The following is a 12,919-nucleotide window of genomic DNA, read 5'->3' on the forward strand; positions in this document are numbered from 1 at the left end:
TTTCGCGGCAGACAAGTGATCCCACTTGTCTGCAAAATACGCTAGCCGAGGGACTTCCTGAGCTCGGAAAGCAGGTTCGCGGCACCGCTTGATATCAGCTGGTGCTCCGAGCCCGTGGCGAGCAACTGGAAGCCCATTTCGACAAAGCGCCCGGAGATCTTGGGATCGGTGACATAGATGCCGGCATGCTTGCCAGCGGCGCGCGCGCGCTTGGCGACATCGGCGACCGTTTCCATCATCGCTTCCAGCGTAGAATTGACAGTCTCACCCTTCGTCCAGGCGATCGAGAAATCACCCGGGCCAAGGAAAATGCCGTCGATGCCGGGCGTCGCCAATATGCCGTCGAGGGCTGCGACCGCGGCATGCGTTTCGACCATGGCAAAGGAGACGGTGCGCGCATTGCTCTCCTTCAGCCACTTGACCGAATCCTTGCTGCCATGACGGGGCGCGGCAAAGGTCGGCCCCCAGGAGCGCTCGCCCAGTGGCGGGTATTTCATGGCGGCGGCAAAGCGTTGCGCATCTTCAACTGAATTGACCATCGGGGCGATGACGGCTTCGGCGCCGAAGTCGAGGGCGCGGCTCGCCATGTCGAAGCGCCCGACGGGAACGCGCACGATTGCATGCTTGCTCGCGCGCAGCACCGGCGCCAGCGAACGCAGCACGGAGTCTTCGTTGTGGCCGCCATGCTGCATGTCGAGGGTGACCGCATCGAACCCCTGCCCGGCCAGGATTTCGACGGTCAGCGCATCCGGCACGCCAGACCATGCGGTGATGATGGTCTCGTTGGCGTGCAGTCTCTCGGCAAGCGTCATTTTTCTCTCTCCCTCTGGCATGGCTATTTCATCCCGAAGCGACGTAGGGCGCAAACAAAAACCGCCCGGGAGCCGGGCGGTTCGTTAGTCCAGCGATGCTGGCCGGATCAGGTGTTCTTGATCTGCTCGATCGCCTGCGCCATCAGTTCGTCCATGGTGCGGCGGATCTGATGGTCGGACTGGTCGACGCCGGCTGCGTCGAAATCGGCGCGGACCTTGCGGAATACGTCATGATCGCCGGCTTCCTCGATGTCGGAAATCACGACTTCCTTGGCGTAGGCATCGGCATCGGCGCCCGACTTGCCGAGCTTTTCGGCAGCCCAGAGGCCGAGCGCCTTGTTGCGCCGCGCATTCGCCTTGAAACGCAGCTCCTCGTCGAAGACGAACTTGCGCTCAAAACCTTCTTCGCGGTCCTTCATGTTGCTCATGGCAATCCTCCAGGGAGTGGGAAGTCGATTCGACTTCCGGTGTATATGTTATCGGTTTCCTCAAACCAAAAGCCCGACGCCCGGTCAATATCTCTCTTTGTCTCTCTTTTGCTCTGTTTACGTGTGCGGTGCGGCATTTCCGTGCCAAAAGGCGTTGATTGGCCGGAAATGACGATTGAGCAATGGGCCCGTTTAAGATAGAGACCGGCGTTGAAACCCACTGCCGCCGCGGCTTTGCGGCGTGAGAAAGGGACCGGTATCTTGCCGTCCACCCTTCCAACCAGAGAATCATTCAGATGAAGAATCGCCGCCGCATTTACGAAGGCAAGGCCAAGATCCTTTATGAAGGCCCTGAGCCGGGTACCCTTATCCAGTTTTTCAAGGACGACGCCACCGCCTTCAACAAGAAGAAACATGAAGTTGTCGACGGCAAGGGCGTGCTCAACAACCGTATTTCCGAGCACATCTTCAACCATCTGAACCGGATGGGCATTCCGACTCACTTCATCCGCCGCCTCAACATGCGCGAGCAGCTGATCAAGGAAGTCGAGATCATCCCGCTCGAGGTCGTGGTGCGCAACGTCGCCGCCGGCTCGCTGGCCAAGCGCCTGGGCATCGAAGAAGGCACCGTGCTGCCGCGCTCGATCATCGAATTCTACTATAAGGCCGATGCGCTCGACGATCCGATGGTCTCCGAAGAGCACATCACCGCGTTCGGCTGGGCAAGCCCGCAGGAAATCGACGACATCATGGCGCTCGCCATCCGTGTCAACGACTTCCTCTCCGGCCTGTTCATGGGCGTCGGCATCCAGCTCGTCGATTTCAAGATCGAATGCGGCCGGCTGTACGAAGGCGACATGATGCGCATCGTCGTCGCCGACGAGATTTCGCCCGACAGCTGCCGCCTGTGGGACGTCGCCACCCAGGACAAGCTCGACAAGGACCGCTTCCGCCGCGACATGGGCGGACTGGTCGAGGCTTACCAGGAAGTGGCACGCCGCCTCGGCATCATGAACGAAAACGAGACCCCGCGCCCGACCGGCCCGGTCCTCGTCAAGCACTAAGCGTCAGGGCGCGGGTCGACCGCGCCCTTCCTTTTTTCGCCGAATAGCCGGAGAATTCGACCCGTGATCAAGGCCCGCGTCACCGTCACCCTCAAGAACGGCGTGCTCGACCCGCAAGGCAAGGCGATCGAGCATGCGCTCGGCGGCCTGGGCTTCGGCGGCGTCGGTTCCGTGCGCCAGGGCAAGGTCTTCGACGTCGAGATCGAAGGTGCCGACAAGGCAAAGGCGGAAAGCGACCTCAACGCCATGTGCGAGAAGCTTCTGGCGAACACGGTGATTGAGAATTATAGTGTGACGCTTATCTGAGGTTGTACCGGAGGGTGCAGTGGCGGAAGTCACCAACGACCTGATGTATGAACTGCTCAAACGCGTGCATGGCGATCTCTCGGAGATGAAGTTCGACCTCCAGGAGATCAAGAGAAGAATGACCGGTGCGGAAGAAGCGCTGGCAGGCGTGAACCGCCGACTTGACCGCCACGACGAACGGCTCGAGCGCATCGAGCGTCGTTTGGAACTGCGTGAACTCGCCGAAGCTCAGAGGCCTTACGAACCGAAATGAAATCAGCAGTCGTTCTCCTTCCTGGCCTCAACCGTGACCGCGACATGATCGCGGCACTGACCAAGATTTCGGGCAAGGCGCCCGTCACCGTCTGGCAGACCGACACGGAAATCCCTGATGTCGACCTGATCGCCATTCCTGGCGGCTTCTCCTTCGGCGACTATCTGCGCTGCGGCGCGATCGCTGCGCGCATGCCCGTGCTGCGCGCGGTCGCCGAAAAAGCGGCCAAGGGCGTGCAGGTTGTCGGTGTGTGCAACGGCTTCCAGATCCTTGTCGAAGCAGGCCTCCTGCCCGGTGCCCTGATGCGCAACAATTCGCTCAAATTCGTCTGCCGCGAGGTGAAGCTCGAAATCGCCAACGCCAACACCGCGTTCACCCGCAATTATTCGGCCGGCCAGATCATCCGCTGCCCGGTGGCGCATCATGACGGCAATTATTTCGCCGATCCCGAGACGCTCAACCAGCTTGAGGGCAACGGCCAGGTGGTGTTCCGCTACGCCGAAGGCACCAATCCGAACGGCTCGATCAACGACATCGCCGGCATCATCAACAAGGCTGGCAATGTGCTTGGCCTGATGCCGCATCCGGAAAACCTGATCGAAGCAGCGCATGGCGGCAATGACGGCCGCGCGCTGTTTGAAAGCGCGCTCGGCCTGCCCAAGGCGGCATGAGCCCGCGCCAGGAATTTTTCACTTCATCCATTTGACAAGGGCGGGCATCGGCGAATGAAGTCACTGCGGATTCTGGCGGCAGCGGCCGCAGTCATTGGCCTCGCCGCCTGCAATTCCGGTCCGAAGACGCCAGCACCGTCAGCGTCGGGCAAGAGCGCATCGCTTCGTTCGATGGAACAGGTGGCGATCGCCGCGCACAAATGCTGGTTCGCCAGCAAGGACCCGGCCTTCAAGGCCTACCAGATGGCCAACGAACTCAATAATTTCGGCGGCACGCCGCGTTTCCTTCTGGTGCCGGCCAAGCAATATGGCGCAAGGCCGCTGCTGGTCGTGCAGGCGCAAGGCAATTCGAGCCAGGTCCAGGCGTTCGGCCCGCTGATGGACCAGGCACTCGGCGCACGCATCGGCTCTGATATCACCCGCTGGAGCTCCGGCAACCCTGCCTGCACCGGCACCGTTTGAGGCACAGTCGACAGGCTTCTGCAATCAGCTTCGGCTGAAAAAGAGGTGGAGGCACAGGGGCGCCTCCACCAATGTCGAACTGCCCGTGGGTCGGGACAATCCGAAAACATTCAGTCGTAAAACGAGCGGATTCCTTCGCGATAGGCATCGCAACGCGAGATGCCGATATCGGACAGTTGATCGTCAGTGAGCTCCAGCAAGCTCATCCGGGTGCGCCGCCGCTCGATGCAGCGCGCCAGCCAGCGCATCAAACGGAGCGGAACCTTCGCCAGATTGCTCAGCGCGCTGCGCTTCTCCGCTGGAGATGCAGATGTGACGCCCCCGCCAATTGCATCAATTGTGCTCATCGTATTCATCCACATTGTATCTATTTTCGACAAACAATGCTATGAATTGACTCAGGAATGATCGCAATATAGGAATTGTCACCATGACAATTTGGCTTCCCGACCTCTCCTCCGGTTCCGGCCCGCTCTATCTGCGCCTGGCCGAGCGCATCGAAAACGACATCGACAGCGGCGTGCTGCCATCCGGAGCCAAGCTGCCACCACAGCGCAACCTTGCGTACGACATCGGCGTGACCATCGGCACGGTCGGGCGCGCTTATGCGCTGTTGCGCGAGCGCGGTCTGGTAAGTGGCGAAGTCGGTCGCGGCACTTACATCCTGGCGCGGCACAACGATCAGCTTGCTCCCAGCACGCCACCCGCCCTGCCCCACGAGGGCTCGCGCCCTGCCGAGGCTCCGCCCGGCAAGCTGCGCTTCGACAGCACGGCTGCACCCAATGTCGGCCAGGGCGGTGCAATCGAGACAATCCTGGCAGCAATCAGCCGAGACAACCCCGACGACGTGACGAGTTATGCGAGGACCTTTCCCGAGCACTGGTTCGAGGCAGGCAGCGCGTGGCTGTCACGCAACGGCTTTGTGGCCGCACCCGACAGCATCGTGCCGACGCTCGGGGCGCATGCCGCTGTCGTTGCCATCATTGCCGCGGCAAGCTCGCCCGGCGACCACGTCTTGTTCGAACATGTGACCTACACCCAGATCGCACGCAGTGCCGGGCTGATCGGCCGGCGCATGGCACTGGTCAATTCGGACGAATACGGCGTCGATCCCGACGATTTCGAACGCGTCTGCGCCCAAAAGCATCCGAAACTGGCGTTCCTGATGCCCACGGCACAGAACCCGACCGGTGCGATCATGCCACGCGAGCGCCGACAAGCGATTGCCGAGATCGCGCGGAAGCACAATGTGCTGCTGATCGAGGACGACCTTTATGGCGCACTGACCGACGACCGCACGCCTCTTTTGGCCGAATTCGCGCCTGAGCGCACTTTCGTCGTCGGGGGCCTGTCCAAGTCGGTGGCGGCGGGCGTGCGCGGCGGCTGGCTGTCAAGCCCGGCGCATTTCCGCCACAGCATCCGGGTTGCCCACAAGATGGTCACCGGCGGCATGCCGTTCCTTTTGGCGGAACTGTGCGCCCAGCTGGTGCTGTCGGGCGAGGCCGCGGCCATCCGTGCCCGCTCCATCGCCGAGATCAATGCCCGCCTCGATATCGTGCGCGAGGCGCTGGACGGCTGCGATTTCAATATTACGCCGAACATTCCCTTCATCTGGCTGGCCCTGCCGGAACCGTGGAATTCCGGCACATTCAAGAACGCGGCCTATGAGCAAGGCGTGCTGATCGACGACGAAGACGAGTTCAAGGCCGGACGCTCGGACCAGGTGTTCCACCGCGTCAGGATCGGCATTTCGTCGGCGCGCACGCAATCCGAGGTGAGCGAAGGGCTGACAAAGCTGCGCCGCCTGCTGGATGAAGGGCGCGCTGGCTACGACAGTTACGGCTGACCCCATCATATCCGCCGCGGGCAGCCCGGTTTCCTTGCCACAAGGGCGATTTTCTGGCCTTTGGCGGTATATCCTGGCCCAATGATGCGCTATTGAGCCACCAACGGTTCCCCCAACGGATTCTGCGATCTACGATGACTATTCAGAACGACGTGAAGATCACCGGCGAGCTCATTGCCGCGCACGGGCTCAAGCCAGACGAATACCAGCGTATCCTCGACCTTGTCGGACGCGAGCCGACCTTCACCGAGCTCGGTATCTTCTCGGCGATGTGGAACGAGCACTGCTCGTACAAATCGTCGAAGAAGTGGCTGCGCACACTGCCGACCAAGGGTGAGCGGGTCATCCAGGGGCCTGGCGAGAATGCGGGCGTTGTCGATATCGGCGACGGCGACTGCGTGGTCTTCAAGATGGAGAGCCACAACCACCCCTCCTTCATCGAGCCCTATCAGGGCGCGGCGACCGGCGTCGGCGGCATTCTGCGCGACGTCTTCACCATGGGCGCGCGGCCGATTGCCTCGATGAACGCGTTGCGCTTCGGAGCGCCAGACCACCCCAAGACGCGCCATCTGGTTTCAGGCGTGGTTGCCGGCGTCGGCGGCTATGGCAACGCGTTTGGCGTGCCGACCGTTGGCGGCGAAGTGAATTTCGACGCCCGCTACAATGGCAACATCCTGGTCAACGCCTTTGCCGCCGGTCTCGCCAAGACCGACGCGATCTTCCTGTCGCAGGCCAAGGGTGTCGGCTTGCCAGTCGTCTATCTCGGCGCCAAGACCGGCCGCGACGGTGTCGGCGGCGCGACAATGGCTTCGGCCGAATTCGACGACAAGATCGACGAAAAGCGGCCGACCGTGCAGGTCGGCGATCCCTTCACCGAAAAGTGCCTGCTCGAAGCCTGCCTCGAACTGATGGCCTCGGGCGCCGTTATCGCCATCCAGGACATGGGGGCTGCCGGCCTCACCTGCTCGGCCGTCGAGATGGGCGCCAAGGGCGACCTCGGCATCGAGCTCGACCTCGACAAGGTGCCGGTGCGCGAAGAACGCATGAGCGCTTATGAGATGATGCTGTCGGAGAGCCAGGAGCGCATGCTCATGGTGCTGCGGCCCGAAAAGGAAGAAGAGGCCGAGGCGATCTTCGTCAAATGGGGCCTCGACTTCGCCATCGTTGGCAAGACCACCGACGACCTGCGCTTCCGCGTCCTGCATCAGGGTGTTGAAGTGGCCAATTTGCCCATCAAGGAACTCGGCGACGAAGCTCCCGAATATGACCGTCCGTGGGTTGAGTCCGCCAAGCGCGCCCCGCTGGCGGTCGACGATGTTCCGCAGGCCGATGTCGCCGCCGCACTGCTCAAGATGCTCGACGGCGCGGACCTGTCATCGCGCCGCTGGGTGTGGGAGCAGTATGACACCATGATCCAGGGCAATTCGCTGCAGCGCCCCGGCGGCGACGCCGGCGTCGTGCGCGTCGAGGGCCATGCCACCAAGGCGCTGGCGTTTTCGTCCGACGTCACGCCGCGCTATTGCGAGGCCGATCCCTATGAGGGCGGCAAGCAGGCCGTGGCCGAGTGCTGGCGCAACCTGACCGCGACGGGTGCTGAGCCCCTTGCCGCCACCGACAACCTCAATTTCGGCAATCCCGAGCGCCCCGAGATCATGGGGCAGCTGGTCGGAGCGGTGAAAGGCATCGGCGAGGCCTGCCGCGTACTCGGCTTCCCGATCGTTTCGGGCAATGTGTCGCTTTACAACGAGACCAACGGGCAAGGAATCCTGCCGACGCCGACAATTGGCGGCGTTGGCCTGATCGACGACTGGTCGAAGATGGCCAAGGCCTGCTTTGCCCGCGAAGGCGAAGTGATCCTGTTGGTCGGCGGCCCGGCCCAGTGGGGCAGCCACCTCGCCCAGTCGATCTACATGCGCGACATGCACGGCCGCACCGACGGCCCGCCGCCGGCAGTCGATCTCGAGCACGAAAAGAAGGTCGGCGATTTCGTCCGCAAGCTGATCCGCAACGGCCAGGCTACCGCCGTGCACGACCTTTCCGATGGCGGCCTAGCCGTAGCGCTTGCCGAGATGGCGATGGCCTCCGGCATCGGTGCTGTCGTTCCAGGCCTCAGCGGCACCAACCCGATCCCGGTATTCTTCGGCGAAGACCAGGGACGCTATCTGGTGACCGTCAAGCTTGACCCGAAATCGGCCGAGATGCAGGAATTGTGGAACGAGGCCAAGGGGCTCGGTATCCACGCTCCGTGGATCGGCACGACCGGTGGTGAGGAATTGAAACTGGGCGAGGCGCGCGCCATATCAATTGACGAGTTGACCACGGCTCACGAATCCTGGTTCCCTCGGTTCATGAACAACTGATCGGGGAAAACGGCATGGCAATGGACGCACACGACATCGAGCGGATGATCAAGGACGGCATTCCGGATGCCCGGGTGACCATCCGCGATCTCGCCGGCGACGGCGATCACTATGCCGCCGAGGTCGTGTCGGAAAGCTTCCGCGGCAAGACCCGCGTGCAGCAGCACCAGATGGTCTATGACGCGCTGAAGGGCAATATGGGCGGGGTGCTGCACGCACTCGCGCTTCAGACCAGCATTCCGGAATAACGTTCCTCGCCCGCCGATGTCCGACGACACCGACAGCCAGCAGATCGCCCGGCGCGCTTATGCGAGCTTTGCCGAGCGCTATGATGCGGCAGCGCCGACCAAGCCGCATAACGCGCTTTATGAGCGGCCGGCTTCGCTGGCGTTGCTGGGCGACGTGAAGGGCCAGGACGTGGTCGACGCCGGCTGCGGCTCGGGCATCTGCTCGGAAAAGCTGGCGCGCGAGGGCGCGAAGGTCCACGCCTTCGACATCACACCAGAGATGATCGACCTTGCGCGGATGCGATGCGCCGGGCTCGGCGTCGACATTCGCGAAGCCGACCTCGCCAAGCCGCTCGACTGGATCGAAAGCGAAAGTGCTGATGCGATCCTGTGTTCGCTGGCGCTCGACTATGTCGAGGACCTCAAGCCGGTCTTCGCCGAATTCCACCGCATCGCGCGGCCGGGTGGCCGGCTCGTCTTTTCGATGGGCCATCCAATGCGCGACTGGGCCGACCCGCGCACGCATGGCGGCGCCGACTATTTCGCGACGAATCGCTGGGGCATGCATTGGGGCGGGTTTGGCGAGCCAGCGCCTTTCGTTGAATCCTACAGGCGGCCACTTCAAGATATTTTGAACGGTCTGAGCGACGCCGGCTGGCGCCTTGACCGTTTCGTCGAACCGTTGCCGGTTGCCGAGATGGCAACAATCGACCCCCAGCATTTTGCCGAGTTGAGCCGGTCGCCCGCCTTCATCTGCGTGCGCGCGGTCAAATAGGCTGCGCCAGTTCGAGAAGCTTTTGAGGCCAGCCAGGAAGCAAACAAGCCGCAGACGCGCGAAACGCCCCTGTTCGAAGGTGTGCGGGCGTGCCCAGCAGACGGCGCCGTGCCAAGCGTCATCGGCAAGGGTCTGGACCTGATGACCGATTGTGTTATTGCGGATTTCTGGTTTTCGGGTCGACGCGTCGCTTGGAAAGCTCGACTGTTGCAACCACATAGTAGCAAGTGCTAGCAGTCTAGCGGATATTGCCGGCTACACGAGTTCGGCCAGATTGAGGTTTATGGCGCCATGAGCGGAATCAACGAATACATCGATAGCGAAGTGAAGAGCCAGGATGTCGTGGTGTTCATGAAGGGCACGCCCGGCTTTCCGCAGTGCGGCTTTTCCGGCCAGGTCGTCCAGATTCTCGACTACCTCGGGGTCGACTACAAGGGCGTCAACGTGCTGACCTCCAACGATCTTCGTCAAGGCATCAAGGACTACTCCAACTGGCCGACGATCCCTCAGCTCTACGTCAAGGGCGAGTTCGTGGGCGGCTGCGACATCATCCGCGAGATGTTCCAGGCCGGCGAGTTGCAGTCGTTCCTTCAGGAAAAGGGCGTGAGCGTCAAGGGCGCCGCCTGATCTAGGAAGTACCGGCTCCGGGCTGTTCCGGGGTCCTGTTTGTGGCAAATGCGCCGGCTTTCCGGCGCATTTCCGTTTGAATCGGATTCCGAAATGGAACAGAAAGTCTCCCCGAGCGCCCAGAAGGGCGTGTTCCCGATTCCACGCTGGGAATTCATCGCACTCGCCGCAGCGCTGATGGCGGTCAACGCGCTCGCCGTCGACATCATGTTGCCGGCGCTGCAGCAGATCGGCGCCAGCCTCAATGTCGAGAGCGAAAACCATCGCCAGTATGTGATAACGGCCTATTTCGCCGGCCTCGCATTGGCGCTGCTTGCCTATGGCCCGATCTCCGACAGGTTCGGCCGGCGCAAGCCGCTGCTGTTTGGCCTCGGCATCTATATTGTTGCAGCCTTTGCCGCAGCGTTTGCGCCAAGCTTCGAAACCCTGCTTCTGCTGCGCTTCGTCCAGGGCATCGGTGCTGCCTCGACGCGCGTCATCGCGGTATCGGTGGTGCGCGACCGCTTCGGCGGAAGGCAGATGGCCGAGATCATGTCGCTGATCTTCATGGTGTTCATGATCGTGCCGGTGCTTGCGCCCGGCATCGGCCAGGTCGTCATGCTGTTTTCCGAATGGCACATGATCTTCATCGTCATGGCGGTGTCGGCGCTCGCCATCACCATGTGGGCGGCGATCCGCCTGCCCGAGACAATGCACCCCGAGGACCGGCGTCCGCTGTCGATCCTGTCCATCGCCAAGGGCTTCCGCACCGTGCTCACCACGCGCATGTCGCTGTGGTACACGCTCGCCTCGATGACGATCTTCGGCGCGCTGTTTGGCTTCATCAACTCGGCGCAGCAGGTCTATGTCGGCCTCTACGGGCTCGGCGTGTGGTTCCCGCTGGTCTTCGCGGCGATTGCCGGCATGATGTCGGTGTCGTCGTTCCTCAACTCGCGCCTCGTCGTCAAGCTCGGCATGCGCAAGCTGTCGCATGGCGCGCTGCTCGGCTTCCTCTTGGTGAGCGCGATCTGGCTCATCTGGTCGCTGACCGGTCCAGTGCCGTTTGCTGCCTTCATCGTTTTGTTTGCGGCTGCGATGTTCCAGTTCGGCTGGATCGGCTCGAACTTCAACTCCATTGCCATGGAGCCGCTCGGCCATATCGCGGGTACCGCGTCATCGGTGCAGGGCTTCATGCAGACGCTGGGCGGCGGGTTGATCGGGGCGGCGATTGGCCAGTCCTTCGACGGCACGACAGTGCCATTGGCGATCGGCTTCTGCGGCGTTGCCTTCGTCGGCCTGGTGATGGTGCTGATTGCCGAGAAGGGCAAACTGTTCCGCGGCCAGCACGATACGACACCGGTGCTGACCGAGGCTCACTGAGCGCAGTTAAGCCCGAAAGCCGATCCCGGTTTTCGGGCTGGTGCTGCAGGTGGCTATAAACTGGTAAAATCGAACAGCTTGCGATCGAGCAGATGCGAAGGCCGCGCGTTGGCCAGCGCCCGCAGCATCGTGTCCTTGCGGCCCGGCATGCGCTTTTCGATGTCGTCCAGCATCGTCTTCATGGCGTTGCGCTGGAGCCCTTCCTGGCTGCCGCACAGGTCGCAGGGGATGATCGGGAACTTCATGCCATCGGCGAATTTGGCAAGGTCGGCCTCGGCGCACAAGGCCAGCGGCCTGAGCACCATGACATCGCCCTCGTCATTCATCAGCTTGGGCGGCATGGCGGCAAGCCGGCCGCCATGGAACATGTTCATGAAGAAGGTTTCGAGGATGTCCTCGCGGTGGTGGCCGAGCACCAGCGCCGAACAGCCTTCTTCGCGCGCGATGCGATAGAGGTGCCCTCGCCTCAGCCGCGAGCACAAAGAACAATAGGTGTTGCCCTCAGCGATCTTGTCGGTGACCACCGAATAGGTGTCGCGATACTCGATGCGATGGGCAATGCCATTGGCGTTGAGGTAGTCGGGCAGCACGTTCTTGGGAAAGTTCGGCTGGCCCTGGTCGAGATTGCAGGCAAGCAGATCGACCGGCAGCAGGCCGCGCCATTTGAGATCCATGAGCACCGCAAGCAGGCCGTAGGAATCCTTGCCTCCCGACAGCGCCACCAGCCAGCGCTCGCCCGGCTTGGCCATGGCGTAATCCTCGATCGCCTGGCGGGTGAGCCGCAGCAACCGCTTGCGCAGCTTATTGAACTCCACCGAGGACGGCGCGTCGCGATAGAGCGGGAACGCACCTTCGGCAGGCTCGGCCAGCGCATCTGCTTCGTGAATACCCATGAGGCCTTCCTTCAACTCGGCGACTGCGGGGCCAGCGCCCGACATCCGCACTTAGAGCGGCATATTTCGCATTATCGGCCAAGGCGCAAGGCGGCGTGGACACGCCAGCACCGCACAAACGAAAAGAGCGGCCGTTTCCGGCCGCTCTCTTGAATTCGATGCTGATCCGAAGGGATTAGCGCGAATAGAATTCGACGACGAGGTTCGGTTCCATCTGCACTGCGTACGGAACGTCCGACAGGCCGGGAACGCGAGCGAAGGTCGCAACCATCTTGTTGTGATCGACTTCGATGTAGTCAGGAACGTCACGCTCGGCGAGACCAACGGCCTCGAGCACGATGACCAGCTGCTTCGACTTCTCGCGGACTTCGATCACGTCGCCAGCCTTGCAGCGGTAGGACGAGATGTTGGTACGCTTGCCGTTGACGTTGACGTGGCCGTGGTTGACGAACTGACGGGCAGCGAAAATGGTCGGCACGAACTTGGCGCGGTAGACGACCGCATCCAGACGCGACTCGAGCAGGCCGATCAGGTTCTCGGAGGTATCGCCCTTGCGGCGGTTTGCCTCTTCGTAGGTCTTGCGGAACTGCTTTTCCGAAACGTCACCGTAGTGACCCTTCAGCTTCTGCTTGGCGCGCAGCTGCAGACCGAAGTCCGAGAGCTTGCCCTTGCGGCGCTGGCCGTGCTGGCCGGGGCCGTATTCACGTTTGTTGACCGGGGACTTCGGGCGGCCCCAGATGTTCTCGCCAAGACGGCGGTCGATCTTGTATTTCGCGGATTCGCGCTTGCTCATCGCATTCCCTTTCAAAACAATACACCCGAAACCTCATGTTTCG

At 62.1% G+C, this 12,919-nt stretch carries 16 protein-coding genes; 11 read left to right on the forward strand and 5 right to left on the reverse strand.

Going from position 1 to position 12,919, the window contains the following annotated elements; genetic code table 11:
• Positions 1-41: 41 nt before the first annotated feature.
• Both AC1RTB_RS02350 and AC1RTB_RS02355 read right to left on the reverse strand, forming a co-directional pair.
• Positions 42-812 carry an HpcH/HpaI aldolase family protein gene (locus tag AC1RTB_RS02350; RefSeq protein WP_492876491.1) on the reverse strand — a complete coding sequence of 257 codons (771 nt, stop codon included), beginning with the start codon at positions 810-812 and terminating at the stop codon, positions 42-44.
• 107 nt (positions 813-919) lie between these two features.
• Entirely contained in the window at positions 920-1,240 is a 321-nt protein-coding gene (locus tag AC1RTB_RS02355; RefSeq protein WP_492876489.1) for a DUF1476 domain-containing protein, read from the reverse strand.
• Between the two features lie 296 nt (positions 1,241-1,536).
• On the opposite strand from AC1RTB_RS02355, the gene purC reads away from it, so the two are divergent.
• The 5 genes from purC to AC1RTB_RS02380 all read left to right on the forward strand — a co-directional run bounded on the left by purC (position 1,537) and on the right by AC1RTB_RS02380 (position 3,996).
• Entirely contained in the window at positions 1,537-2,304 is a 768-nt protein-coding gene (gene purC / locus AC1RTB_RS02360) for a phosphoribosylaminoimidazolesuccinocarboxamide synthase (protein ID WP_476788096.1), read from the forward strand.
• Positions 2,305-2,367: 63 nt separating this feature from the next.
• A complete protein-coding gene (purS, locus tag AC1RTB_RS02365) occupies positions 2,368-2,610 on the forward strand; it encodes a phosphoribosylformylglycinamidine synthase subunit PurS (RefSeq protein ID WP_492876487.1) in 243 nt (80 codons plus the stop codon).
• A 19-nt stretch (positions 2,611-2,629) separates the two neighbouring features.
• Positions 2,630-2,863, forward strand: coding sequence for a hypothetical protein (locus tag AC1RTB_RS02370; protein WP_492876485.1), 234 nt, complete (start codon positions 2,630-2,632; stop codon positions 2,861-2,863).
• Positions 2,860-3,534, forward strand: coding sequence for a phosphoribosylformylglycinamidine synthase subunit PurQ (gene purQ, locus AC1RTB_RS02375; protein WP_492876483.1), 675 nt, complete (start codon positions 2,860-2,862; stop codon positions 3,532-3,534). The genes AC1RTB_RS02370 and purQ overlap by 4 nt, the downstream gene beginning before the upstream one ends.
• A 54-nt stretch (positions 3,535-3,588) precedes the next feature.
• Positions 3,589-3,996, forward strand: coding sequence for a hypothetical protein (locus AC1RTB_RS02380; RefSeq protein WP_492876481.1), 408 nt, complete (start codon positions 3,589-3,591; stop codon positions 3,994-3,996).
• A gap of 110 nt (positions 3,997-4,106) precedes the next feature.
• Here AC1RTB_RS02380 and AC1RTB_RS02385 read toward each other — a convergent pair whose 3' ends face one another.
• Entirely contained in the window at positions 4,107-4,343 is a 237-nt protein-coding gene (locus AC1RTB_RS02385) for a DUF1127 domain-containing protein (protein ID WP_492876480.1), read from the reverse strand.
• An 83-nt stretch (positions 4,344-4,426) separates the two neighbouring features.
• Here AC1RTB_RS02385 and AC1RTB_RS02390 point away from each other — a divergent pair, with 83 nt between their 5' ends.
• The 6 genes from AC1RTB_RS02390 (at position 4,427) to AC1RTB_RS02415 (ending at position 11,190) form a co-directional block, all read left to right on the forward strand.
• On the forward strand, positions 4,427-5,842 hold the full coding sequence (locus AC1RTB_RS02390) for an aminotransferase-like domain-containing protein (RefSeq protein ID WP_492876478.1): 1,416 nt from the start codon (positions 4,427-4,429) through the stop codon (positions 5,840-5,842).
• 134 nt (positions 5,843-5,976) lie between these two features.
• On the forward strand, positions 5,977-8,202 hold the full coding sequence (gene purL / locus AC1RTB_RS02395) for a phosphoribosylformylglycinamidine synthase subunit PurL (RefSeq protein WP_492876476.1): 2,226 nt from the start codon (positions 5,977-5,979) through the stop codon (positions 8,200-8,202).
• Between the two features lie 14 nt (positions 8,203-8,216).
• A complete protein-coding gene (locus AC1RTB_RS02400) occupies positions 8,217-8,450 on the forward strand; it encodes a BolA family protein (protein WP_067962623.1) in 234 nt (77 codons plus the stop codon).
• A gap of 16 nt (positions 8,451-8,466) precedes the next feature.
• A complete protein-coding gene (locus tag AC1RTB_RS02405) occupies positions 8,467-9,204 on the forward strand; it encodes a class I SAM-dependent DNA methyltransferase (protein ID WP_492876473.1) in 738 nt (245 codons plus the stop codon).
• A 291-nt stretch (positions 9,205-9,495) separates the two neighbouring features.
• Positions 9,496-9,831, forward strand: coding sequence for a Grx4 family monothiol glutaredoxin (grxD, locus tag AC1RTB_RS02410; protein ID WP_184768959.1), 336 nt, complete (start codon positions 9,496-9,498; stop codon positions 9,829-9,831).
• Positions 9,832-9,924: 93 nt separating this feature from the next.
• On the forward strand, positions 9,925-11,190 hold the full coding sequence (locus AC1RTB_RS02415; RefSeq protein ID WP_492876471.1) for a multidrug effflux MFS transporter: 1,266 nt from the start codon (positions 9,925-9,927) through the stop codon (positions 11,188-11,190).
• Between the two features lie 53 nt (positions 11,191-11,243).
• Here the strand turns inward: AC1RTB_RS02415 and ttcA are convergent, their stop codons facing one another.
• On the reverse strand, positions 11,244-12,083 hold the full coding sequence (ttcA, locus tag AC1RTB_RS02420) for a tRNA 2-thiocytidine(32) synthetase TtcA (protein WP_492876469.1): 840 nt from the start codon (positions 12,081-12,083) through the stop codon (positions 11,244-11,246).
• 175 nt (positions 12,084-12,258) lie between these two features.
• Entirely contained in the window at positions 12,259-12,876 is a 618-nt protein-coding gene (rpsD, locus tag AC1RTB_RS02425) for a 30S ribosomal protein S4 (RefSeq protein WP_115732354.1), read from the reverse strand.
• Positions 12,877-12,919: the final 43 nt, after the last annotated feature.

The organism is Aminobacter sp. GW821-FHT11F06 (assembly GCF_058808215.1).

Coding starts and splice junctions, on each gene's coding strand:
- AC1RTB_RS02380 (WP_492876481.1), top strand. CDS start 3,589: ATGAAGTCACTGCGGATTCTGGCGGCAGCGGCCGCAGTCATTGGCCTC.
- purQ (WP_492876483.1), top strand. CDS start 2,860: ATGAAATCAGCAGTCGTTCTCCTTCCTGGCCTCAACCGTGACCGCGAC.
- grxD (WP_184768959.1), top strand. CDS start 9,496: ATGAGCGGAATCAACGAATACATCGATAGCGAAGTGAAGAGCCAGGAT.
- AC1RTB_RS02415 (WP_492876471.1), top strand. CDS start 9,925: ATGGAACAGAAAGTCTCCCCGAGCGCCCAGAAGGGCGTGTTCCCGATT.
- purC (WP_476788096.1), top strand. CDS start 1,537: ATGAAGAATCGCCGCCGCATTTACGAAGGCAAGGCCAAGATCCTTTAT.
- AC1RTB_RS02405 (WP_492876473.1), top strand. CDS start 8,467: ATGTCCGACGACACCGACAGCCAGCAGATCGCCCGGCGCGCTTATGCG.
- purL (WP_492876476.1), top strand. CDS start 5,977: ATGACTATTCAGAACGACGTGAAGATCACCGGCGAGCTCATTGCCGCG.
- AC1RTB_RS02390 (WP_492876478.1), top strand. CDS start 4,427: ATGACAATTTGGCTTCCCGACCTCTCCTCCGGTTCCGGCCCGCTCTAT.
- AC1RTB_RS02350 (WP_492876491.1), bottom strand. CDS start 812: ATGACGCTTGCCGAGAGACTGCACGCCAACGAGACCATCATCACCGCA.
- ttcA (WP_492876469.1), bottom strand. CDS start 12,083: ATGGGTATTCACGAAGCAGATGCGCTGGCCGAGCCTGCCGAAGGTGCG.
- AC1RTB_RS02385 (WP_492876480.1), bottom strand. CDS start 4,343: ATGAGCACAATTGATGCAATTGGCGGGGGCGTCACATCTGCATCTCCA.
- AC1RTB_RS02400 (WP_067962623.1), top strand. CDS start 8,217: ATGGCAATGGACGCACACGACATCGAGCGGATGATCAAGGACGGCATT.
- rpsD (WP_115732354.1), bottom strand. CDS start 12,876: ATGAGCAAGCGCGAATCCGCGAAATACAAGATCGACCGCCGTCTTGGC.
- AC1RTB_RS02355 (WP_492876489.1), bottom strand. CDS start 1,240: ATGAGCAACATGAAGGACCGCGAAGAAGGTTTTGAGCGCAAGTTCGTC.